The 20889-nt window shown below is 61.3% G+C and carries 26 protein-coding genes; 10 read left to right on the top strand and 16 right to left on the bottom strand.

From position 1 onward, the window contains the following. Window positions 1-182: 182 nt before the first annotated feature. From ftsY to rpoH, 4 genes are all read left to right on the top strand, one after another. Entirely contained in the window at window positions 183-1697 is a 1515-nt protein-coding gene (ftsY, locus tag V9L13_RS18895; protein ID WP_338800237.1) for a signal recognition particle-docking protein FtsY, read from the top strand. Next, window positions 1694-2365 carry a cell division ATP-binding protein FtsE gene (ftsE, locus tag V9L13_RS18890; protein WP_003229148.1) on the top strand — a complete coding sequence of 224 codons (672 nt, stop codon included), beginning with the start codon at window positions 1694-1696 and terminating at the stop codon, window positions 2363-2365. The genes ftsY and ftsE overlap by 4 nt, the downstream gene beginning before the upstream one ends. Next, window positions 2362-3387, top strand: a complete 1026-nt coding sequence (gene ftsX, locus V9L13_RS18885) for a permease-like cell division protein FtsX (RefSeq protein ID WP_003229147.1) — start codon at window positions 2362-2364, stop codon at window positions 3385-3387. Before ftsE ends, ftsX begins: the two co-directional genes overlap by 4 nt. Window positions 3388-3502: 115 nt before the next feature. Further along, window positions 3503-4357: an RNA polymerase sigma factor RpoH gene (gene rpoH / locus V9L13_RS18880; RefSeq protein WP_003229146.1), complete on the top strand. Its 855-nt coding sequence runs from the start codon at window positions 3503-3505 to the stop codon at window positions 4355-4357. A 179-nt stretch (window positions 4358-4536) separates the two neighbouring features. Here rpoH and mtgA read toward each other — a convergent pair whose 3' ends face one another. Further along, window positions 4537-5259 (bottom strand): monofunctional biosynthetic peptidoglycan transglycosylase, encoded by a 723-nt coding sequence (mtgA, locus tag V9L13_RS18875; RefSeq protein WP_003229145.1) that lies wholly within the window; start codon window positions 5257-5259, stop codon window positions 4537-4539. A gap of 74 nt (window positions 5260-5333) precedes the next feature. On the opposite strand from mtgA, the gene V9L13_RS18870 reads away from it, so the two are divergent. From V9L13_RS18870 to trmB, 4 genes are all read left to right on the top strand, one after another. Further along, window positions 5334-5705 (top strand): DUF423 domain-containing protein, encoded by a 372-nt coding sequence (locus V9L13_RS18870; protein ID WP_103484289.1) that lies wholly within the window; start codon window positions 5334-5336, stop codon window positions 5703-5705. 79 nt (window positions 5706-5784) lie between these two features. Continuing rightward, on the top strand, window positions 5785-5985 hold the full coding sequence (gene thiS, locus V9L13_RS18865; RefSeq protein ID WP_338800236.1) for a sulfur carrier protein ThiS: 201 nt from the start codon (window positions 5785-5787) through the stop codon (window positions 5983-5985). 60 nt (window positions 5986-6045) lie between these two features. Beyond that, complete coding sequence (locus tag V9L13_RS18860) at window positions 6046-6840, top strand: thiazole synthase (protein ID WP_047297148.1); 795 nt, start codon at window positions 6046-6048, stop codon at window positions 6838-6840. A 9-nt stretch (window positions 6841-6849) separates the two neighbouring features. Further along, entirely contained in the window at window positions 6850-7575 is a 726-nt protein-coding gene (trmB, locus tag V9L13_RS18855; RefSeq protein WP_003229138.1) for a tRNA (guanosine(46)-N7)-methyltransferase TrmB, read from the top strand. 129 nt (window positions 7576-7704) lie between these two features. Here trmB and V9L13_RS18850 read toward each other — a convergent pair whose 3' ends face one another. From V9L13_RS18850 to V9L13_RS18800, 11 genes are all read right to left on the bottom strand, one after another. Further along, window positions 7705-8253, bottom strand: coding sequence for an RNA 2'-phosphotransferase (locus tag V9L13_RS18850; protein ID WP_338802882.1), 549 nt, complete (start codon window positions 8251-8253; stop codon window positions 7705-7707). Window positions 8254-8390: 137 nt separating this feature from the next. Then, window positions 8391-8714, bottom strand: coding sequence for a DUF3392 domain-containing protein (locus tag V9L13_RS18845; RefSeq protein ID WP_003229134.1), 324 nt, complete (start codon window positions 8712-8714; stop codon window positions 8391-8393). A gap of 29 nt (window positions 8715-8743) precedes the next feature. Beyond that, window positions 8744-9949, bottom strand: coding sequence for a radical SAM family heme chaperone HemW (hemW, locus tag V9L13_RS18840; protein WP_338800235.1), 1206 nt, complete (start codon window positions 9947-9949; stop codon window positions 8744-8746). Next, on the bottom strand, window positions 9946-10542 hold the full coding sequence (gene rdgB / locus V9L13_RS18835) for an RdgB/HAM1 family non-canonical purine NTP pyrophosphatase (RefSeq protein WP_338800234.1): 597 nt from the start codon (window positions 10540-10542) through the stop codon (window positions 9946-9948). Before rdgB ends, hemW begins: the two co-directional genes overlap by 4 nt. Continuing rightward, the gene (locus tag V9L13_RS18830) at window positions 10539-10973 is read right to left on the bottom strand and encodes a DUF4426 domain-containing protein (protein ID WP_338800233.1); all 435 of its coding nucleotides are present in this window, start codon (window positions 10971-10973) and stop codon (window positions 10539-10541) included. The genes rdgB and V9L13_RS18830 overlap by 4 nt, the downstream gene beginning before the upstream one ends. A 26-nt stretch (window positions 10974-10999) precedes the next feature. Further along, complete coding sequence (gene metW / locus V9L13_RS18825; RefSeq protein ID WP_003229126.1) at window positions 11000-11620, bottom strand: methionine biosynthesis protein MetW; 621 nt, start codon at window positions 11618-11620, stop codon at window positions 11000-11002. Between the two features lie 7 nt (window positions 11621-11627). Next, on the bottom strand, window positions 11628-12767 hold the full coding sequence (locus tag V9L13_RS18820; RefSeq protein ID WP_003229124.1) for a homoserine O-acetyltransferase: 1140 nt from the start codon (window positions 12765-12767) through the stop codon (window positions 11628-11630). A 230-nt stretch (window positions 12768-12997) separates the two neighbouring features. After that, complete coding sequence (locus V9L13_RS18815) at window positions 12998-13291, bottom strand: DUF167 domain-containing protein (protein WP_262142936.1); 294 nt, start codon at window positions 13289-13291, stop codon at window positions 12998-13000. Continuing rightward, window positions 13288-13878, bottom strand: a complete 591-nt coding sequence (locus V9L13_RS18810; protein WP_003229120.1) for a YggT family protein — start codon at window positions 13876-13878, stop codon at window positions 13288-13290. The genes V9L13_RS18815 and V9L13_RS18810 overlap by 4 nt, the downstream gene beginning before the upstream one ends. Before the next feature lie 10 nt (window positions 13879-13888). Further along, entirely contained in the window at window positions 13889-14707 is an 819-nt protein-coding gene (proC, locus tag V9L13_RS18805) for a pyrroline-5-carboxylate reductase (protein ID WP_338800232.1), read from the bottom strand. A gap of 28 nt (window positions 14708-14735) precedes the next feature. Beyond that, window positions 14736-15422, bottom strand: coding sequence for a YggS family pyridoxal phosphate-dependent enzyme (locus tag V9L13_RS18800; RefSeq protein ID WP_003229116.1), 687 nt, complete (start codon window positions 15420-15422; stop codon window positions 14736-14738). Between the two features lie 56 nt (window positions 15423-15478). On the opposite strand from V9L13_RS18800, the gene V9L13_RS18795 reads away from it, so the two are divergent. Further along, window positions 15479-16513 (top strand): type IV pilus twitching motility protein PilT, encoded by a 1035-nt coding sequence (locus V9L13_RS18795; protein WP_338800231.1) that lies wholly within the window; start codon window positions 15479-15481, stop codon window positions 16511-16513. Between the two features lie 143 nt (window positions 16514-16656). On the opposite strand, the gene V9L13_RS18790 is transcribed toward V9L13_RS18795, so the two are convergent. Further along, the gene (locus V9L13_RS18790) at window positions 16657-17283 is read right to left on the bottom strand and encodes a C40 family peptidase (RefSeq protein WP_003229112.1); all 627 of its coding nucleotides are present in this window, start codon (window positions 17281-17283) and stop codon (window positions 16657-16659) included. A 248-nt stretch (window positions 17284-17531) separates the two neighbouring features. Between V9L13_RS18790 and V9L13_RS18785 the strand changes: the two genes are divergently transcribed. Beyond that, complete coding sequence (locus V9L13_RS18785) at window positions 17532-17963, top strand: TM2 domain-containing protein (protein WP_041063521.1); 432 nt, start codon at window positions 17532-17534, stop codon at window positions 17961-17963. A gap of 107 nt (window positions 17964-18070) precedes the next feature. Here V9L13_RS18785 and V9L13_RS18780 read toward each other — a convergent pair whose 3' ends face one another. From V9L13_RS18780 to pyrR, 3 genes are read right to left on the bottom strand one after another with little or no spacing between them, the layout of a single operon-like run. Continuing rightward, window positions 18071-19342, bottom strand: a complete 1272-nt coding sequence (locus V9L13_RS18780) for a dihydroorotase (RefSeq protein ID WP_003229108.1) — start codon at window positions 19340-19342, stop codon at window positions 18071-18073. Continuing rightward, window positions 19339-20343 carry an aspartate carbamoyltransferase catalytic subunit gene (locus V9L13_RS18775; RefSeq protein ID WP_003229107.1) on the bottom strand — a complete coding sequence of 335 codons (1005 nt, stop codon included), beginning with the start codon at window positions 20341-20343 and terminating at the stop codon, window positions 19339-19341. The genes V9L13_RS18780 and V9L13_RS18775 overlap by 4 nt, the downstream gene beginning before the upstream one ends. A 28-nt stretch (window positions 20344-20371) precedes the next feature. Continuing rightward, complete coding sequence (pyrR, locus tag V9L13_RS18770; RefSeq protein ID WP_338800230.1) at window positions 20372-20878, bottom strand: bifunctional pyr operon transcriptional regulator/uracil phosphoribosyltransferase PyrR; 507 nt, start codon at window positions 20876-20878, stop codon at window positions 20372-20374. Window positions 20879-20889 lie beyond the last annotated feature (11 nt).

Genomic DNA, 20889 nt, shown 5'->3' with positions numbered 1-20889 from the left:
TCGCTTTTTCGCCGATTTTGCCGGTTTAGTCCTTCGTTAATACGAATCTTTGGGGTGCCGCTGGCGCCTCGACAAAATGTTGCGCGTGAACAAGCTGGATGAAACACAGTCTGTTCTGCATCGAATATTTATTTGCCGGGGCGCCCTTATGGCGCGTCGCTACCGTGAGATAGCCGTCCTCCATGTTTGGTTCCAACGACGACAAGAAGACCCCAGCTGCGGCTGGCGAGAAGAAAAGCCTGTTCGGATGGCTGCGTAAGAAACCGCAGGAACCCGTCGTCGAACAGCCGCCCGCGATTCCTGAGCCGGCTCCGACGCCAGCGCCTGTTATAGAAGAAGAGCCGGCGCCGATCGTGCTGCCGATTGCCGAGCCGGTGCTGCAACCGGTCGAGCCCGAGCCAGAACCTGAAACCCCGGTGGCGGCTGAGCTGCCACTGGCTCCGGCGGCCGAGCCGTGGCTGACCTTGCCGGTGGCCGAAGAGCCGGTGGCTTTGGTCGAAGAGGCCGCGCCGCATGTGACGCCGCCGATTCCTGCGCCGGCCGCGTTCGTCCCTGAGGTCGCTCCGGCGCCAGTGGTTGAGCCGGTTGTCGAGCCTGCGCCGGTTGTTGCCGAGCCGGTGGCCCCGGTGTTCGTTGCCCCTGTTTCGCCGGTCGTTCAGCAGCCCGAGCCTGCACCTGCACCTGCACCGGTCGTCGCTGCTCCGGTTGTGCCGGTGGAAGTGGTTGCTGAAACGCCAGTGGAAGCCCCGCGCAGCGAAGAAACCAAAGTCGGCTTCTTCGCCCGCCTCAAGCAAGGCCTGTCGAAAACCAGCGCCAGCATCGGCGAGGGCATGGCCAGCCTGTTTCTCGGCCGTAAAACCATCGATGACGACCTGCTCGATGAGCTGGAAACCCGGCTGCTGACCGCCGACGTCGGTGTTGAAGCCACCACCCAGATCATTCAGCGCCTGACCCAGAAGGTCGCCCGCAAAGAACTGGCCGACGCCGACGCGCTGTACAAGTCGTTGCAGGCCGAGCTGGCGGCGATGCTCAAGCCGGTCGAGCAGCCGCTGAAAATTGCCTCGCAGAACAAGCCGTTCGTGATTCTGGTGGTCGGCGTCAATGGCGCTGGCAAGACCACCACCATCGGCAAACTGGCGAAGAAGCTGCAACTGGAAGGCAAGAAAGTCATGCTCGCCGCCGGTGACACCTTCCGCGCCGCTGCCGTTGAGCAGTTGCAGGTCTGGGGCGAGCGCAACAAGATCCCGGTGATCGCCCAGCACACCGGCGCCGACTCTGCGTCGGTGATCTTCGACGCCGTGCAGGCCGCCAAGGCCCGTGGCATCGACGTGCTGATCGCCGACACCGCCGGTCGTCTGCACACCAAAGACAACCTGATGGAAGAGCTGAAGAAAGTTCGCCGGGTGATCGGCAAGCTCGACGCCGACGCGCCGCACGAAGTGCTGCTGGTGCTCGATGCCGGCACCGGTCAGAACGCGATCAACCAGGCCAAGCAATTCAACCAGACCGTCGAACTGACCGGCCTGGCGCTGACCAAGCTCGACGGTACCGCCAAGGGCGGGGTGATTTTCGCCCTGGCCAAGCAGTTTGGCCTGCCGATCCGCTACATCGGCGTCGGTGAAGGCATCGACGATCTGCGTACCTTTGAAGCCGAACCCTTTGTCCAGGCACTGTTTGCCGAGCGGGAGCGTTCATGATTCGTTTCGAACAGGTCGGTAAACGCTACCCGAACGGTCACGTCGGCTTGCATGAGCTGAGCTTTCGAGTCCGTCGTGGCGAGTTTCTGTTTGTCACCGGTCACTCCGGTGCCGGTAAGTCCACGCTGTTGCGCCTGTTGCTGGCGATGGAGCGTCCGACCAGCGGCAAACTGCTGCTGGCCGGGCAGGATCTGAGCACCATCAGCAACGCGCAGATTCCGTTCCTGCGTCGCCAGATCGGCGTGGTGTTCCAGAATCACCAGTTGCTGTTCGATCGCACGGTGTTCAACAACGTCGCGCTGCCGCTGCAGATTCTCGGCTTGTCCAAGGCCGAAATCGCCAAGCGCGTCGATTCGGCGCTGGAGCGCGTGGCGCTGTCGGATAAAACCGATCTGTACCCGGGCGACCTGTCCACCGGTCAGCAACAGCGCGTCGGCATCGCTCGCGCCATCGTGCACCGTCCGGCCCTGCTGCTGGCGGACGAACCTACCGGTAACCTCGACCCGCGTCTGGCGGCCGAGATCATGGGCGTGTTCGAAGACATCAATCGGCTGGGCACCAGCGTGCTGATCGCCAGTCACGATCTGGCCCTGATTGCGCGTATGCGCCACCGCATGCTGACCTTGCAGCGCGGCCGATTGATCGGAGACGGGGAGGCCGGCGTATGAGTGCGACACGCAGTCCGAAGGTTTCCGAGCGCGTGGCCCCGAAAGCCGCCGACCCGCAGCCGCCAAAGAAGAAAAAGCACGACGATGACGACGGCCCGGACTTTTCCACGCTGTTGCGTTCGTGGATCGAAAGTCACCGCGCGAGCCTGCTCGACAGCCTGCGTCGCCTCGGCAAGCAGCCGATCGGCAGCTTTTTCACCTGCATGGTGATGGCCGTGGCGTTGAGCCTGCCGATGGGCCTGTCGCTGCTGATCAACAACGTCGAGCGTCTCGGCGGTTCGTGGCAGCGTGCGGCGCAGATTTCGCTGTACCTGCAGCTGGATGCCACGCCCGCGCAGGGTGAGGCGTTGCGCGAGCAGATCAAAGGCATGCCCGGCGTTGCTGATGCCGAATATGTCGGCCGTGATCAGGCGCTGGAGGAGTTCCAGCAGCAGTCCGGTTTGGGCGAGGCCCTGCGCGAGCTGCCGGAAAACCCGCTGCCGGGCGTGGTGCTGGTGACCCCGAAGGAAGTCGACAAGCCGACGCTGGAAGCATTAAGACAAAAACTTTCCGAGCTGCCGAAGGTACAACAGGCGCAACTTGATCTAGTCTGGGTCGAGCGTCTGGCCGCTATCCTCAAGCTCGGTGATCGTTTTGTCTTCGGTCTGACGGTGCTGCTGGTTTCTGCATTACTTTTGGTGATAGGCAATACCATTCGTCTTCATATTGAAAACCGCCGCACAGAGATAGAAGTGATTAAACTCGTCGGCGGCACTGACAGCTATGTACGTCGTCCCTTTCTTTATATGGGCGCGTTGTATGGCTTCGGTGCGGGTGTTCTGTCCTGGGGAGTGCTGGCGTTCGGCCTAAACTGGCTGAACGACGCGGTGGTTGGACTGGCCGGCTTGTACGGCAGTGATTTCGCGCTGGCCGGAGTGCCAGTTGCCGACGGTCTGTCGCTCTTGCTTGGCGCGGTGCTGTTGGGTTATATCGGTGCATGGATTGCAGTCGCACGTCATCTCAGGGAGCTGGCGCCGAAGTAGAATCTTTTTTGCGCGTGATTGACCTCGCGGTTTTTTTGGGAACTTGTACTTGAATTCCCGGTCAATTTTTCGCAGTGCCGAGAGGCACGAGTATGTAAGTGGGAGGTTTTTTCGCATGACCAATTCTTTGCAACCTGCGTATGCGTTGGTTCCGGGTGCGAACCTGGAAGCCTATGTGCACACCGTCAACAGCATTCCATTGCTGACGCCGGAGCAGGAGCGTGAACTGGCCGAGAGTCTCTACTATGAGCAGGATTTGGGGGCGGCTCGGCAGATGGTGCTCGCCCACCTGCGTTTTGTCGTACACATTGCCCGTAGCTATTCCGGCTACGGTCTGGCTCAGGCCGACCTGATCCAGGAAGGCAACGTCGGCCTGATGAAGGCCGTGAAGCGCTTCAACCCGGAAATGGGTGTGCGTCTGGTGTCGTTCGCCGTGCACTGGATCAAGGCGGAAATTCACGAGTTCATCCTGCGCAACTGGCGCATTGTGAAAGTCGCGACCACCAAGGCCCAGCGCAAGCTGTTCTTCAACCTGCGCAGCCAGAAGAAACGTCTGGCGTGGCTGAACAACGAGGAAGTCCACCGTGTGGCGGAAAGCCTTGGCGTCGAACCACGTGAAGTGCGCGAGATGGAAAGCCGTCTGACCGGTCATGACATGGCCTTCGATCCGGCTGCTGAAGCCGATGACGACAGTGCTTTCCAGTCGCCGGCCAACTACCTGGAAGACCACCGGTACGACCCGGCGCGTCAACTGGAAGATGCCGACTGGAGCGACAACTCCAACCACAACCTGCACGAAGCGCTGGAAGTGCTGGACGAACGTAGCCGCGACATCCTCTACCAGCGCTGGCTGGCAGAAGAGAAAGCCACGCTGCACGACCTGGCGCAGAAGTACAACGTGTCGGCCGAGCGAATCCGTCAGCTCGAGAAGAGCGCGATGAACAAGCTCAAGTTGTCGATCGCCGCATAACCGGCGCTCAGGCAATAAAAAACGCCCCGATCAGCGATGATCGGGGCGTTTTCGTTTCTGGCTCAACACAAATTCCTGTAGGAGTGAGCCTGCTCGCGAATGCGGTTTATCAGTGACATCAATGCAAGCTGACACACCGCTTTCGCGAGCAAGCCCGCTCCCACAGGAGATCTTCTGCGTTATTCGGCCCAAGGCGCCCGGCGCGAATCGTTGAGCCCCAGCAGATAACTGGTCCCGCCCAACTGGCTCATCTGCTGCCGAATCCACCCGGCCCGGCGTGACACATAAGCCGTAGGATGGCTGGCGCTCCACACTCGCGGGTTGGGCAGCACCGCCGCCAGATAGCTCGCCTGCTGCCGCGATAACGACTTGGCGCTCACGCCAAAGTGATGGCGTGCCGCCGCTTCGGCACCAAACACCCCGTCGTCCCACTCGACGCTGTTCAGATAAACCTCAAGAATCCGCTGCTTGGGCCAGAACACCTCGATCAGCGCGGTAAACCACGCCTCCAGGCCTTTGCGCAGATAACTGCGGCCCGACCACAGAAACAGGTTCTTGGAGACTTGCTGGCTCAAAGTGCTGGCGCCGCGAATCGAACCGCCGAGCTCGTTGTGGGCCAATGCAGCCTGGATCGCGCCGAAGTCAAAACCCCAGTGCTCGGGAAATTTCTGGTCTTCGCCGGCCATGACCGCGACCTTGAGGTCGTCGGAGATCTCGTCCCACGGCTTCCAGGTACGCTGCAGGTCAATCGGCTCGCCGTCGACCCAGGATTCGATCTTGCGCTCGACCATCAGCGCCGTGCCCGGCGGTGGCACGAAGCGAAACAGCAACACCAGCAATACACTGCCGCCCGCGAACCAGAGCAGGGCCTTCGTGAGACGACGCAAAAGTGAACGCAGCATAGAGATGGCTTGGCCGAACCGATAGAGCGGGCCATTATACAGACCCTGCCGAACGAGTCTGACTGGAGTTCCACATGCTGCGTGGCTTTCTGATGCTGGCCGCTTTCTTTGGTTTTACCGGTGTGGGCCTGGGCGCCTTCGCCGCTCATGGCCTGAAGAGCCGCCTGACCCCCGAGTATCTGGCGATTTTCCACACCGGTGTGACCTATCAACTGGTGCACACCCTGGCGCTGTTCGGCGTTGCGCTGCTGGCTACGCAGATTCAGGGACGGCTGGTGACCTGGGCCGGTATCTCGTTCGCCGTCGGCATCCTGTTGTTCTCCGGCAGTCTGTATGTGCTGACCACCACCGGCATCAGCAAGCTCGGCATCATCACCCCGTTCGGCGGTCTGGCGTTTCTGCTCGGCTGGCTGTGCCTTGGACTGGCCGCCTGGCGCCTGCAGTAACCGCTTGACGCTTGGTGCTGACCTTTAGGTCATGATCGGGCTAGAATGCCACCCCCTAAAAATGATGGCGGCCTGGCGCATGCGCATTCAGTTGAACGGCGAATCCCTTGAACTGCCCGACGGTGAAACCGTTGCGGCCCTGATCACCCGCCTGGAACTGACCGGACGCCGGGTGGCAGTCGAACTCAATCTGGACATCGTTCCACGCAGCCAGCATGCCGACACCGTGCTCAACGACGGCGACAACGTCGAAGTGGTGCACGCCATCGGCGGCGGCTAGCCGCCGGGTCCGCAAGGGCACAGAATTCTGCAAGACCCTCACCCTTAAAGAGGATTCCCCATGAGCATCGTTCGTAGCGACAAGCCTTTCGTTCTGGCCGGTCGTACTTACCAGTCGCGTTTGCTGGTCGGTACCGGCAAGTACCGTGACATGGAAGAAACCCGTCAGGCCATCGAAGCCTCGGGTGCCGAGATCGTCACCTTCGCCGTGCGCCGCACTAATCTGGGCCAGATCGAAGGCGAGCCGAACCTGCTCGACGTGCTGTCGCCGGATCGCTACACCTTCCTGCCGAACACCGCCGGTTGCTACGACGCTATCGAAGCCGTGCGCACCTGCCGCCTGGCCCGTGAGCTGCTCGATGGTCACAACCTGGTGAAGCTGGAAGTGCTGGCCGACCAGAAAACCCTGTTCCCCAACGTGATCGAAACCCTCAAGGCCGCCGAAACGCTGGTCAAGGAAGGCTTCGACGTGATGGTTTACACCAGTGATGACCCGATCATCGCCCGGCAACTGGCGGAAATCGGCTGCATCGCGGTCATGCCGCTGGCCGGTCTGATCGGTTCCGGTCTGGGGATCTGCAACCCGTACAACCTGCAGATCATCCTCGAAGAAGCGAAAATTCCGGTGCTGGTGGATGCTGGTGTCGGTACCGCTTCCGACGCCACCATCGCCATGGAGCTGGGCTGTGACGCCGTGCTGATGAACTCGGCCATCGCCCACGCCCAACAACCGGTGATGATGGCCCAAGCCATGCAACACGCGATCGTCGCGGGCCGTCTGGCCTACCTCGCCGGCCGCATGCCGAAAAAACTCTATGCCAGCGCCTCTTCGCCGCTGGATGGTCTGATCAAGTAAGAGCCATTGATGACTGAATCGAACGACACGCCTCTCCAGACGGAAGAGGGCGACGAGCGCCAACACCGCCGCATCAAGAGCTTCGTGATGCGCGCCGGGCGCATGACCGAAGGCCAGCAACGTGGTCTGGATCAGGGCGCGCCGCTGTACGTGCTGCCGCTGGCCGACGCGCCGGTGGATTACGATCAGGTGTTCGGCCGTTCGGCGCCGCGCTCGCTGGAGATCGGTTTCGGCATGGGCCACTCGCTGCTGGAAATGGCCGCGGCGGCGCCGGATCAGGACTTCATCGGTGTGGAAGTGCACCGTCCCGGTGTCGGCGCGCTGCTCAATGGCGTGCTGACTCAGGGCCTGACCAACCTGCGGGTCTACGATTGCGACGCGATCGAAGTGCTCAACCGCTGCATCGCCGACAACAGCCTCGATCGCCTGATGCTGTTCTTCCCGGATCCATGGCATAAGAGCCGTCACCACAAGCGTCGTATCGTTCAGGCGTCCTTCGCCGAACTGGTGCGCAGCAAGCTGAAGGTTGGCGGCATCCTGCACATGGCCACCGACTGGGAGCCGTACGCCGAGTACATGCTGGAAGTGATGAACGTCGCCCCGGGCTACCGCAACCTCGCCGAAGACGGCAAATGCGTACCACGCCCGGCCGAACGGCCGATCACCAAGTTCGAACGCCGCGGCGAACGTCTTGGGCATGGCGTGTGGGATCTGAAGTTCGAGAAAATCTCCTAAGCATCACGCAAAACCCAGTGTGGGAGCGGCCTTGCTCGCGAAAGCGGTGGATCATTCAACGTTGATGTTGACTGATACGACGCCTTCGCGAGCAAGCCCGCTCCCACAGTTGTTTTGTGTGCTCAGAAATTACAGGGTGGAAAGAAATCGAGCCGGCACCTGTTCTGTAAGCCAGACACCGTTTTCGGCCTGATAGAACTTCAAACCCTGTTCTTCCATTTGTCGTGCGGCGACTTTCAGAATCACCACGGTGCCGTAGCGCTGCCCGACCGCCGTAGCGGTGTCGATGTCTTGGGAAAGGTGCACGTGATGGCGTGATCCCGGGATCAGGCCTTGTTCTTTGATTGACTCAAGAAAGCGCGTCGCCGTGCCGTGATACAGCATTTGCGGGGGCTGTTTCTGCTCAAACTGCAGATCCACGCTTTTCGTTGAATGGCCCTGAACCGCACGAATCAGTTGGCCGTCCTCGGAAATCGAGAAGCGCTTTTTGTCGCTACTTGTAACGACTGCTTCAATCAGTTCGCGATCCAGTTTACGACCGTCACCCATAGCGCCGCTGATCAGTGCGTCGATATTCGCCCAGCCTTCAGAATCCAGCGTCAGACCAACCGCCTGAGGTTCATGGCGCAACACGAAGCTGAGAAATTTGCTTGTCTCGTCCAACAGTTTTTTGCTCATGAACGTCCCTGTCATTGCGATCAACTGTGGGAGCGGGCTTGCTCGCGAAAGCAGTGGATCATTCAACGTTGATGTTGACTGATCCGACGCCTTCGCGAGCAAGCCCGCTCCCACAGTTGTTTTGGGGGGTATTGGATTCAGCGGCGGTCGGCGACTACGCCAATAAGGACGAGGACCACCAGCAACACCGGTGCCAGGCTGTAGTTGTTGAACTGGCTCAGGCCCTTGACCACCCACGGTGTGGCGTAGATCAGTGCGGCGCCGCTGCCGATCACGCACAGCAGGGCCATCAGCGGTACGCGCAGGGCGCCGGCGATGCTGCCAAGGCGTTGTTCGACCCAGCCTTTGAAGTCGGCGCCGAACAGCACCAGCAGGCAGCCCACCAGCGCCAGGGCGATTTCCGAGAGGTTGCTGCGGCTCCAGCGGGACACGGTGGCGAGCAGATCGAGTATCAAATCCATGCGGTTTTCCTTGGGGCGGCCGTTAGGGCTCAGCTCAGAAATTTCTGCAGCAAATCGTTGAGAAACAGTTGTCCGCGCTCGGTGGCCGCCAGACGTGACGGTTCGACCTGCATCAGGCCGCTTTGTTCGGCCTCGCGGCGGTGTTCGGCGAGACTTTCCAGCGGCAGGCCGGTGCGCTCGGGGTACAGGTGTGATTCCACCCCGGCCGTCAGGCGCAAAGCGTTCATCAGGAACTCGAACGGCATCTCGTCGTTGCTCAGGGCTTTCTCGCCGGCCTGGAAACTTTTGGCCGGGTTGAGATAGTCCTTCGGCAGGCGTGTCTTCCAGGTGCGGACGATGCGCCCGTCCGGATGGCTGAGCTTGCCGTGGGCGCCGGCACCGATGCCGATGAAGTCGCCGAAACTCCAGTAATTGAGGTTATGCCGCGCCGGGCGCCCAGGCTGCGCGTAGGCCGAGACTTCGTATTGCACGTAACCGTGCGCGGCCAGCAGCGCTTGCCCGGCTTCCTGAATGTCCCACAGCGTGTCGTCTTCCGGCAGCACCGGCGGCTGGTTCCAGAACACCGTGTTCGGCTCCAGTGTCAGCTGATACCAGGAGATGTGCGTCGGTTTCAGTTCGATGGCCTGGCGCAGATCGCTCAAGGCATCGTCCAGCGACTGATCCGGCAAGCCGTGCATCAAGTCGAGGTTGAAGTTATCGAACCCGGCCTGGCGCGCCATTCCCGCCGCGCGCACCGCTTCGTCACCGTTGTGGATACGTCCGAGCGCTTCGAGTTTCTGCTGCTGGAAGCTCTGGATGCCGATCGACAGGCGATTGATCCCCAGCTTGCGGTACGCAACGAACTTCTCTTGCTCGAAGGTGCCGGGATTGGCTTCCAGGGTGATCTCGATGTCGTGGGCGAACGGGATGCGCTGCTCGACGCCTTTGAGCAAGCGCCCGAGCGCTTCGGCGCTGAACAGACTCGGCGTACCGCCACCGAAGAAGATCGAACTGATCTGACGGCCGTACACCCCGTGCAGATCCTGATCGAGATCGGCCAGCAACGCGTCGACGTATTCCTGTTCCGGCAGCACTGGGCTGGCGGTGTGCGAGTTGAAATCGCAATACGGGCATTTGCGCACACACCACGGGATGTGGATGTACAGCGCCAGAGGCGGCAGCGTAGGCAGCGGCGCCCGAGGCGAAGAGGCGGCGCCGCCGATGATCAGCGACGACGCGGGGTGGCTGTCGGTCATTTCAGGCCCAGACGCTGGCGCAGCAGATCCATTGCACGGGCGCGGTGGCTGATCCGGTTCTTGTCGGCCGGGCTCAGTTCGGCGCTGGACACCTCTCGCTCCGGCACCCAGAACAGCGGGTCGTAGCCGAAACCGTGCTCGCCGCTGGCGGCGGTCAGGATGCGTCCGTGCCACAGACCTTCGCAGAGAATCGGCAATGGATCATCGGCGTGACGCACCAGTGCCAGCACGCAGACGAACTGCGCGCCGCGCTCGGCTTCAGGCACATCTTTGAGGGCGTCGAGCAGTTTTGCGTTGTTCGCCGCATCGCCCTTGCCATCGGCGTAGCGTGCCGAATAGATGCCCGGCGCGCCGCCGAGGAAATCCACCGCCAGACCGGAATCATCGGCCAGCGCCGGCAGGCCTGAGATGCGCGCGGCATTGCGCGCCTTGAGGATCGCGTTCTCGACGAACGACAGGCCGGTTTCTTCCGGCTCGACCTTGCTCCATTCGCCGATCGAGCGCAGTTGCACCGAGTCGCCGAGCATGGCCTGGAGTTCCTTGAGTTTGCCGGCGTTATGGCTGGCCAGTACGAGCTGCTTGATGTTCATCATTCGCCGGGAAAGAGTTCTTGGTTGAAATTGATGGTGTTGATCTTGTCGCCCGTCTGCACCTTGATTTCAAAGGTGCGGGTTTCCTGTTGTTCCACCGGGTACTGGGCGATGTAGTAGATCGCGCCCTGTTCGGTGACCTGGCGGAAGTTCAGCGGCACGCTCTGGCTGGTCAGGTCTTTGACCGTGCCGGTGACGTTGGCGCTCAGCGGTTTGCCGTCCTTGATCAGCGAGACGTTGATCACGCCCTGATTGTTGCTGCGGATCAGTTCGGCCGCTTTGGCGATGTCCGGCTGCAGGTAGGTGGAGTTGAAGGTGTTGTAGTGCACCGTCACGTCGCCGAAGGTTTCCTGGCGCTCGCTTTTGATGACGTCCGCCGCCATGGCGCTGGCGCTCAGGCAGGCGGTCAGTAACAACAGGGCTAGACGACCCATGATCGTTCTCCTCGAAATGTCGTGGTTCAGACCGCGACCCGATGATCTGCAAGCACCGGGCTGCTGACGCGGTAGATACCAATCTCACCTAACAGATTAGGCCATAGCTTACTGGCCCACCCGTGACGGTGCTGTTGATCCACGGCAAGCCGATCAATGACCTTCGCATCACGTTCGCGACAAAGTTCTTCAAAATCTTCGAAGGTGCAGAAGTGAATGTTCGGCGTGTTGTACCAGGTGTACGGCAGAAACTCGGAGACCGGCATCCGGCCCTTGCTTGCCAGATACCAGCGGCAGCGCCAGTGACCGAAGTTGGGGAAGGTGATGATGCACTGACGACCGACCCGCAGCATTTCGTCGAGGATCTTGTCCGGGTAATGCACGGCTTGCAGGGCCTGGGTCATGACGACGATGTCGAAACTGTTGCTGGCGAAGTTGCCCAGCCCCTTGTCCAGGTCCTGCTCGATGACGTTGATGCCCTTGGCCACGCACTCGGCGATGTTATCGGCGTCGTTTTCCAGGCCATAACCGGTGACGTTCTTGTTGTCGCGCAGCCAGGTCAGCAGTTCGCCGTCGCCGCAACCGAGGTCGAGCACGCGGCTGCCGGCGGGGATCCATTCCTGGATGATTTCCAGATCAGCTCTCATGGCTTGTTCACACCGTAATTCGGTTCATGTAATTGCCGAACGCCTGCAAATAGCGTGGGATCGGAATCAGGAAGGCGTCGTGGCCCTGTGGCGCGTCGATTTCCAGGTAGCTGACGTCTTTGCGTGCCGCCATCAGCGCGTCCACCAGCTCCCGCGAGCGGGCCGGGGAGAAGCGCCAGTCGGTGGTGAACGACATCACGCAGAACTTGGCGGTGGCGTTTTCGAAAGTTTTCGCCAGGTTATCGTCGAAGTTCGCCGCCGGATCGAAGTAGTCCAGTGCCTTGGTCATTAACAGATAGGTATTGGCGTCGAAACGCCCGGAAAACTCTTCACCCTGATAGCGCAGGTAGCTTTCGACCTGGAACTCGACACTGTGGAAGTCGTAGTTGAGTTTTTCGCTCTTCAGGCCACGGCCGAATTTCTCGCCCATCGAGTCGTCGGACAGGTAGGTGATGTGCCCGACCATCCGCGCCAGCATCAGCCCGCGCTTGGGGATCACGCCCGCTTCCTGGAACGAACCGCCGTGGAACTCCGGGTCGGTGAGGATCGCCTGGCGCGCCACTTCGTTGAAGGCGATGTTCTGCGCCGACAGCTTGGGGGCCGAGGCGATGGCCAGGCAGTGGCGCACGCGATCCGGGTAAGTGATGGTCCATTGCAACGCCTGCATGCCGCCGAGGCTGCCGCCGATGACGGCGGCGAACTGACGAATGCCGAGCAGATCAGCCAGACGCGCCTGACTGTGCACCCAGTCTTCCACGGTGAGCACCGGGAAGTCGGCGCCGAACGGCTTGCCGGTTTCCGGGTTGATACTGCTCGGGCCGGTGGAGCCGTTGCAGCCGCCCAGATTGTTCAGGCTGACCACGAAGAACTTATTGGTGTCGATCGGTTTGCCCGGGCCGATGCAGCTGTCCCACCAACCGGGCTTGCGGTCGTCGGGGCTGTGATAGCCGGCAGCGTGATGATGACCAGACAAGGCGTGGCAGATCAGCACGGCGTTGCTCGCCTGTGCGTTCAGCGTGCCGTAGGTTTCGTAGATCAGGTCGTAGGCAGGCAGCGAACGGCCACAGGCCAGAGCCAGAGGTTCACTGAAGTGCGCCGTTTGCGGCGTCACCAGACCAACAGAATCGGGGGGAAAGGCAGCTGGCATCGACCCTGCTCTCGTTGAAATGAGGCGTAAGTCTAAAGAGCATGGGGGTTAGCGGCAAGCAACGATCGGGCCTGATCGTTGATTGAGCGAAGTCCTTGTGGTGAGGGGATTTATCCCCGATGGCTGCGTAGCAGCCCTGTAATCTTTGGCCGTGCAGAGAGAATGAGGTTGGCAGCAACAAGGGGGCCGCTTCGCGACCCATCGGGGATAAATCCCCTCACCACAGTGGATCAGGCTGGACGCACCAATCCCGCCAACTCCGGCAGCTTCTTCGGCGCACAGATCTTCACCCGTTTCTGCCGGTTCAACTCGCCGCTGAGCAAACTGACCTGGCTCTTGGACACCCCAAACGCCTTGGCCAGAAAGCCCATCAAATACGCATTGGCCTTGCCCTCGACCGGCGGCGCGGTGAGGCGGATCTTCAGGCGGTCACCGTGCAGCCCGGCGAAATCATCGCTACGGGCTGCCGGTTGCAGGTGACATTCGAGGATCAGATCGTCGCCGTCCCAGCGAAACCAGCTCACATCAGCAGGCGCAGGATGTCCGGCATCATGGTCATTGCCGCCAGATTGTTGATCACCAGCATGTCGATCAGCTTCAGCGCCAGAAAGGCGAAGATCGGCGACAGGTCGAGACCGCCGAGGTTCGGCAGGATGCGGCGGAACGGTGCCAGCGCCGGCTCGCAGATCTGGTTCACCAGTTCAGCGCCCGGGTTGTGGCTGCCCGGGGCGACCCACGACAGGATCACGCTGATGATCAGGGCGAAGAAGAAAATCTTCAGGAACAGCGCGGTGACGCCGATGATCGACCAGATAAACAGTTGCAGCGGGTTGCCGGTGGTGCCGTAGGTCAGCAGCAGGGTCAGGGCCATCAGCGCCAGTTGCACCAGAATCGCCAGCACCAGCGACGACATGTCGAGGCCGAAGATGCTCGGGATGATCCGGCGCAGTGGTTTGAGCAGCGGCTGGGTAGCCTTGACCACGAATTGGCACAGCGGGTTGTAGAAGTTCGCGCGCACCAGTTGCAGGACGAAGCGCAACAGCACGATCAGCAGGTACAGACTGCCGAGGGTTTGCAGCACGTAAACGGCTGCAGTGTTCAATCCAATCATGTAAGGCTCCTTATTTGCCCAGTTGTTCGGCCATTTCGGCCGAGCGGTGCGCGGCGGCGCCGAGTGCTTTTTCCACCAGGGCTTCGAAGCCATTAGCCTGGAATGACTTGATCGCGGCCTCTGTGGTGCCATTTGGCGAGGTCACGCGGCGGCGCAGTTCGGCAGCGTCGACATCGCTGGATACCGCCATGTGCGCGGCGCCCAGAGCCGTTTGCAGGGTCAGTTGCTCGGCGATTTCCTTTGGCAGGCCGAGTTTGACGCCAGCGGCGGTCATCGCTTCGATCAGCAGGAAGAAGTACGCCGGGCCGGAACCGGAGACGGCGGTCACCGCATCGAGTTGCTGTTCTTCATTCAGCCACAGCGCGATACCCACGGCGGACAGCAGCTCTTCAGCCTGCTGACGCTGCTCGGCTGTCACTTCGCTGGTGGCATACAGACCGCTGACGCCCTGACGCAACAGCGCCGGGGTGTTCGGCATGCAACGCACGATCGGCTGCTCGCCGAGCCATGCGGTCATGCTCGCGCAAGTGATGCCGGCGGCGATCGACACCACCAGTTGCTGCGGTTTCAGGCTTGGGCGGATGGCTTCGCACACGGCTTTCATCGCCTGTGGCTTGACCGCCAGCACGATCACGTCGACGCCATCGATGGCCTGAGCGTTGTCGGCGAAGGTTTCGATGCCGTGTTCGGCGCTGACGCGTTGGCGGGTTTCTTCGCCCGGATCGCTGGCGCGAATCTGGCTGGCTTGCAGACCCTTGGCCCGCAGGCCGCCGATCAGGCTGGCGGCCATGTTGCCGGCACCGATAAAGGCAATGCGTGTGTTGCTCATGTCAGGTCCTTTTTCAGATGGCTGTCGGTCATTGCTGACCGTAATCTCTGGCGCCAAACAGCGCGGTACCGATCCGCACCCACGTGGCGCCTTGGGCGATGGCCGACTCGAGGTCGTGGCTCATGCCCATGGAAAGTGTGTCGAGCGGCAGATTCAGGCTGGCCTGCAAACGTTGCACGGCAGCAAAAGCGGCATCCTGTTCGGCGCGATCTTCGGTCGGCTCGGGAATCGCCATCAGCCCGCGCAGTTTCAGCCGGGGCAGGGCGCTGATGGCCTCGGCCAGCGCCGGCAGGTCGGCCGGGGTGCAGCCGGACTTGCTGGCTTCACCGCTGACGTTGACCTGAATGCAGATGTTCAGCGGCGGCAGCTCGGCCGGGCGCTGTTCGGACAGGCGTTGGGCGATTTTCAGGCGATCCACGGAGTGCACCCAGTCGAAATGCTCGGCGATGGCGCGAGTCTTGTTCGATTGAATGGGGCCGATGAAGTGCCAGATCAAGGGCAGGTCGGCCAGTTCGAGCTGTTTGCCCAGGGCTTCCTGCAGATAATTCTCGCCAAAGTCACGCAGGCCGGCGGCGTAGGCTTCACGCAGGTCCTGCGCCGGTTTGGTCTTGCTCACGGCCAGCAACTGGATGCTGTGTTCATCGCGGTTTGCAGCTTTGGCCGCTGCCTGGATACGCGAACTAACCTGAAGAATGTTGTCTGCTATCGTGGACATCAAGAGGCGCCGGCGGTCTGAAGGTTCGCGGCATTCTACTGGAATTGAGGGACGCTATGGATATCACTGAACTGCTGGCGTTCAGCGCCAAACAGGGCGCTTCCGACCTGCACCTGTCGGCCGGTCTGCCGCCGATGATCCGCGTCGATGGCGATGTGCGGCGGATCAATCTGCCAGCGCTGGATCACAAGCAAGTGCACGAATTGATCTACGACATCATGAACGACACCCAGCGCGTCGACTTCGAGAAACACCTGGAAACCGATTTCTCGTTCGAAGTCCCCGGCGTCGCGCGCTTTCGGGTCAATGCGTTCAATCAGAGCCGTGGCGCTGGCGCGGTGTTTCGCACCATTCCCTCGAAAGTGCTGAGCATGGAAGACCTCGGCATGGGCGACGTCTTTCGCAAGATCACCGATGCCCCGCGCGGGCTGGTGCTGGTGACCGGGCCGACCGGGTCCGGCAAGTCAACCACGTTGGCGGCGATGATCGACTACCTCAACACCCATCGTCACCACCACATTCTCACCATCGAAGACCCGATCGAGTTTGTCCACGAATCGCGCAAATGCCTGATCAATCAGCGCGAAGTCCACCGCGATACCCGCAGCTTCGCCACCGCGCTGCGTTCGGCGCTGCGCGAAGACCCGGATGTGATTCTGGTGGGCGAGATGCGCGACCTGGAAACCATTCGCTTGGCCCTGACCGCTGCCGAGACCGGGCATCTGGTGTTCGGCACGCTGCACACGACGTCGGCCGCCAAGACCATCGACCGTGTTGTCGATGTGTTCCCGGGCGACGAGAAGTCCATGGTGCGCTCGATGCTGTCCGAGTCATTGCTGGCGGTGGTGTCGCAGACCCTGATCAAGAAGATCGGCGGCGGACGGGTGGCAGCGCACGAGATCATGCTGGGAACGTCGGCGATCCGGAACCTGATCCGCGAGGACAAGGTGGCGCAGATGTATTCGGCGATTCAGACCGGCGGGTCGTTGGGGATGCAGACACTCGACATGTGCCTGAAGGAACTGGTGACCAAGGGTCTGATCAGCCGCGAGCATGCGCGGGAGAAGGCGCGTACGCCGGATAATTTCTGAGAGAGGCTTGTGTTGCTTTCACTGGCCTCTTCGCGAGCAAGCCCGCTCCCACATTGGATCTGTGTCGTTCACAAATCAAATGTGGGAGCGGGCTTGCTCGCGAAGGGGTCAGTACTACTTGAACAGATTCTGGATCAGTCAGCTCAGCGCTGAACCACGCGCATCTGCTTGCCGGCCGGTTCTTTCGGCAACACACGCTTGGCAACCACGTAATGCTGTTCCCAGTACGGCTTGTTCAGCGTATCGATGCTCACCGCTTTGCCACGGCGTGGGGCGTGGATGAAGCGGTCGTTGCCCAGGTAGATGGCAACGTGGTTGACCCGACGGCTCTTGATGTTGAAGAAAATCAGGTCGCCCGGTTTCAGATCCTTGCGTTCGACTTTCTCGCCATGACCGCTGGCCATCGCGTTGGACGTACGTGGCAGGTCGAAGGTCGCGTCGTTGAACGCATATTTCACCAGACCACTGCAATCGAACCCTTTACTTGGGCTGCTGCCGCCCCAACGATAAGGAGTACCAAGGACGTTCACCGCACGGCTCAGGACGTTGCTGCTTTCCTTGTTGGCCATCGGTGGCACCAGCTTGCCGTGGTTCTTGCTGGCGAGGGTGGTGTGTTTCGTTTGTTTGCTGCTCTTGCTCGAAGGAGCAGAAGCATGGGATTTAGGGGTGAAACCGTTAACGTTGGGAAGACGTTGCTCACGATTGGTGGCGTGGGCGGCCAGTGGCATTAATAGGCAAATAGTTAGCCATGTCTTGAAAAATGGTCGCATTAGGCGTGGCTCTTATGTGGTAGCGCGCAACTTTATAACAGCTTTTTCGTCCCTTCCGAGGCCGTTGGTCGATTCCATCTGAGGGCAACGGAACCAAACAAGCGGCAAATGGACGCAATTGTCGGACAGAAGTCCGGTGCTATAAGGCTTTGACGGACGACACGTTAACATTTGCCGTACGTCGGCCACATGTAAAAAAGTCACAAAGAATTAAAGAAAATTTATCTATTGGGTGAATCGAGGTCTTCATGAACCGCTATCAGCAGGTTGCTGCACCGCAGGATACGCACAGCAAAATTATCGGGTATCTGCTGTGGATTTTTGGTTTCACCGGCGCGCACCGCTTCTATTACGGCAAGCCGGTGACCGGGACGATCTGGTTCTTCACCTTCGGTCTGCTGGGCATTGGCTGGCTGATCGACGTGTTTCTGATCCCGGCGATGGATCGCGAGGCGGATCTGCGTTTCACCGCAGGGCCGATCGAATACAACGTGGCGTGGATTCTGCTGACGTTCCTGGGCGTATTCGGCGTGCACCGGATGTACCAGGGCAAGTGGATCAGCGGCTTGCTGTATCTGCTGACCGGCGGGTTGTTCTTTGTCGGCGTGTTGTATGACTTCTGGACCCTGAATGATCAGGTGTCGGTGCGTAACGCGCAGAACAGAGGCGCCTTTCAGTAATTGTGGCGAGGGAGCTTGCTCCCGCTGGGTCGCGAAGCGGCCCCTCTCTTGATCCAAAAGAAGGTCTGCTGCGCAGCCCGGCGGGAGCAAGCTCCCTCGCCACAGAGTTACGCCTGGTGACTGATCCGCCCATCCACCAAGGTGTAACGCACCACACCCGGCAAACTATGCCCAAGGAACGGGCAGTTCTCGCCCTTCGACAGCCAGCCTTCGCCGGCCACGGTGGACGCCTTCGGGTCGAACAACACGATATCCGCCGCGCCGCCCACCGCCAGTTTGCCCGCCGGCAGACGCAGCGCATCCGCAGGCCCGGCACTCAGGCGCGCCAGCAGGGTCGGCAGATCCAGCAAACCATCCTCAACCAGCGTCATCGCCAGCGGCAACAGCAATTCAACACTGCTGATGCCCGGCTCGGTCGCGCCGAACGGTGCCAGTTTGGCGTCGCGCTCATGCGGTTGGTGATGGCTGGAAATCGCCGAAATCACCCCGGATTTCACCGCTTCGCGCAGGCCATCGCGGTCGGCGCGGGTGCGCAGCGGCGGTTGCACGTGATACAGGCTGCTGAAGTCGATCAGCGCTTCATCGGTGAGGATCAACTGATACAGCGCGACATCTGCGGTGACCTTCAAACCACGGGCCTGCGCCTGAGCGATCAGGGCCACACCGCGCGCGCTGGTCAGTTGGCTGAAGTGCGCGCGCACGCCGGTCTGCTCGACCAGCAGCAGATCGCGAGCGAGGGCCACGGTTTCCGCGGTTTCCGGAATCCCCGGCAGACCGAGGAAACTGGCGACCGGGCCTTCATGGGCCAGACCGCCATCCGCCAGATCGTGATCCTGCGAATTGAAAATCACCGTCAGGTCGAAGGTGGCTGCGTACTCCAGTGCCCGGCACAGGGTGCGGGTGTTGCGGAAACTCTCCAGACCGTTGCCGAACGCCACACAACCGGCGTCGCGCAGCGCCACCAGTTCGGCCAGTTGCTCGCCGTCCAGGCCTTTGCTCAGTGCGCCAATCGGGAACACCTTGGTGTTGCCGGCCTCGCGGGCGCGGTCGAGGATCAGTTCGGCCACGGCCGAAGTGTCGAGCACCGGTTTGGTCTTCGGCGGGCAGCACAGGCTGGTCACGCCGCCGGCCGCAGCCGCGCGGGTTTCGCTGGCGATGCTGCCTTTGCGGCTGTAACCCGGTTCGCGCAGGGCCACGTTCAGGTCGACCAGCCCCGGTGCGGCAACAAGACCGCTGGCGTCGATGGTTTCTACTGCGGTGAAACCGGCCGGTGCGGCGCCGAGGGCGACGATCTTGCAGGCTTCAACGTGGATGTCGGTGATTTGATCCAGGCCGCTGCTTGGATCGATGACGCGGGCGCCGAGAATGCTGAGCTTCACTGGGCGTTCTCCTGCTCGAATTGACGTTGCGCTGTTTGCCCGCTCATGGCCATCGACAGCACGGCCATGCGGATGGCGATGCCGTAGGTGACTTGATTGAGGATCACCGAGTGCGGGCCGTCGGCCACTGCGGACTCGATCTCTACCCCACGGTTGATCGGCCCCGGGTGCATGACAATGCAATCGGGTTTGGCCCCGGCCAGACGCGCGGTAGTCAGGCCGAACAGGCGGTAGAACTCGCCTTCGCTCGGCAGCAGGCCGCCGGTCATGCGCTCACGCTGCAGGCGCAGCATGATCACCACGTCGACGTCCTTCAGGCCTTCGTTCATGTCGGTGTAGACCTTGACGCCGTACTGCTCGATGCCGATCGGCAGCAGAGTCTTCGGCGCGATCACGCGGATGTCCGGGCAGCCGAGGGTCTTCAGGGCGAGCATGTTCGAACGCGCCACTCGCGAGTGCAGGATGTCGCCGACGATCGCCACCGAGAGGTTTTCGAAACCGCCCTTGTGCCGACGGATGGTGAGCATGTCGAGCATGCCCTGGGTCGGGTGGGCGTGACGGCCGTCGCCGCCGTTGATGATCGCTACTTGCGGGCAGACGTGTTCGGCGATGAAGTGTGCGGCGCCGGAGTCACCGTGGCGTACCACGAACATGTCGGCAGCCATCGCTTCGAGGTTGCGCAGGGTGTCGAGCAGGGTTTCACCTTTACTGGCCGACGAGGTCGACACGTTCAGGGTGATCACGTCCGCCGACAGCCGCTGGGCCGCCAGTTCGAAGGTGGTGCGGGTGCGGGTGGAGTTTTCGAAGAATACGTTGCACACGGTCTTGCCGCGCAGCAACGGGACCTTCTTCACCGCCCGTGCACCGACTTCGAGGAACGAGTCGGCAGTGTCGAGGATTTCCGTCAGCAACTCGCGGCGCAGGCCGTCGAGCGAGAGGAAGTGGCGCAGCTGGCCCTGATCATTGAGCTGCAGCGGGCGCTTGGTATCTAGAGGCGTCATCGCGAGGGGGACTCTCAATAAGGGCGGGTTAAGGATTCAGGTCTTGCAGTTCGAGCGTCAGCGGCTCCGGGCCGGACAGCTTGACGCGCTCGTTGGCGGCCAGCGACAGGGTCGCGCCGACCACGTTCGGGCGGATCGGCAGTTCGCCAGCGTCCAGGTCGAGCAGGCAGACCAGGGTCACGCTGGCCGGGCGGCCGTAGTCGAACAATTCGTTCATGGCGGCGCGGATGGTCCGGCCGCTCATCAGTACGTCATCGATCAGCACCAGATGCTGGCCTTCGATCTCGAAGGGCAGGGCCGACGGGCGCACTTGCGGGTGCAGGCCGTTCTGGCTGAAGTCGTCGCGGTAGAAGGAAACATCCAGCGTGCCCAGCGGCGCGTCGCTGGCCAATTCCTTGAGCAGGGCCTGCGCGACCCAGATGCCACCGGTGCGGATGCCGATGTAACGCGGTTCGCGGATATCACGCTGTGCCAGGTGCGCCTTGAGGTGGATCGCCATCTGACTGATCAGATCGGCGGGATTGGGCAGGCTCATGGTTGCTCCTT

Source organism: Pseudomonas sp. RSB 5.4, assembly GCF_037126175.1.
In the GTDB taxonomy this organism is placed as follows: Bacteria; Pseudomonadota; Gammaproteobacteria; order Pseudomonadales; family Pseudomonadaceae; genus Aquipseudomonas; species Aquipseudomonas fluorescens_H.
This window is presented reverse-complemented; position numbering and strand designations above follow the sequence as displayed.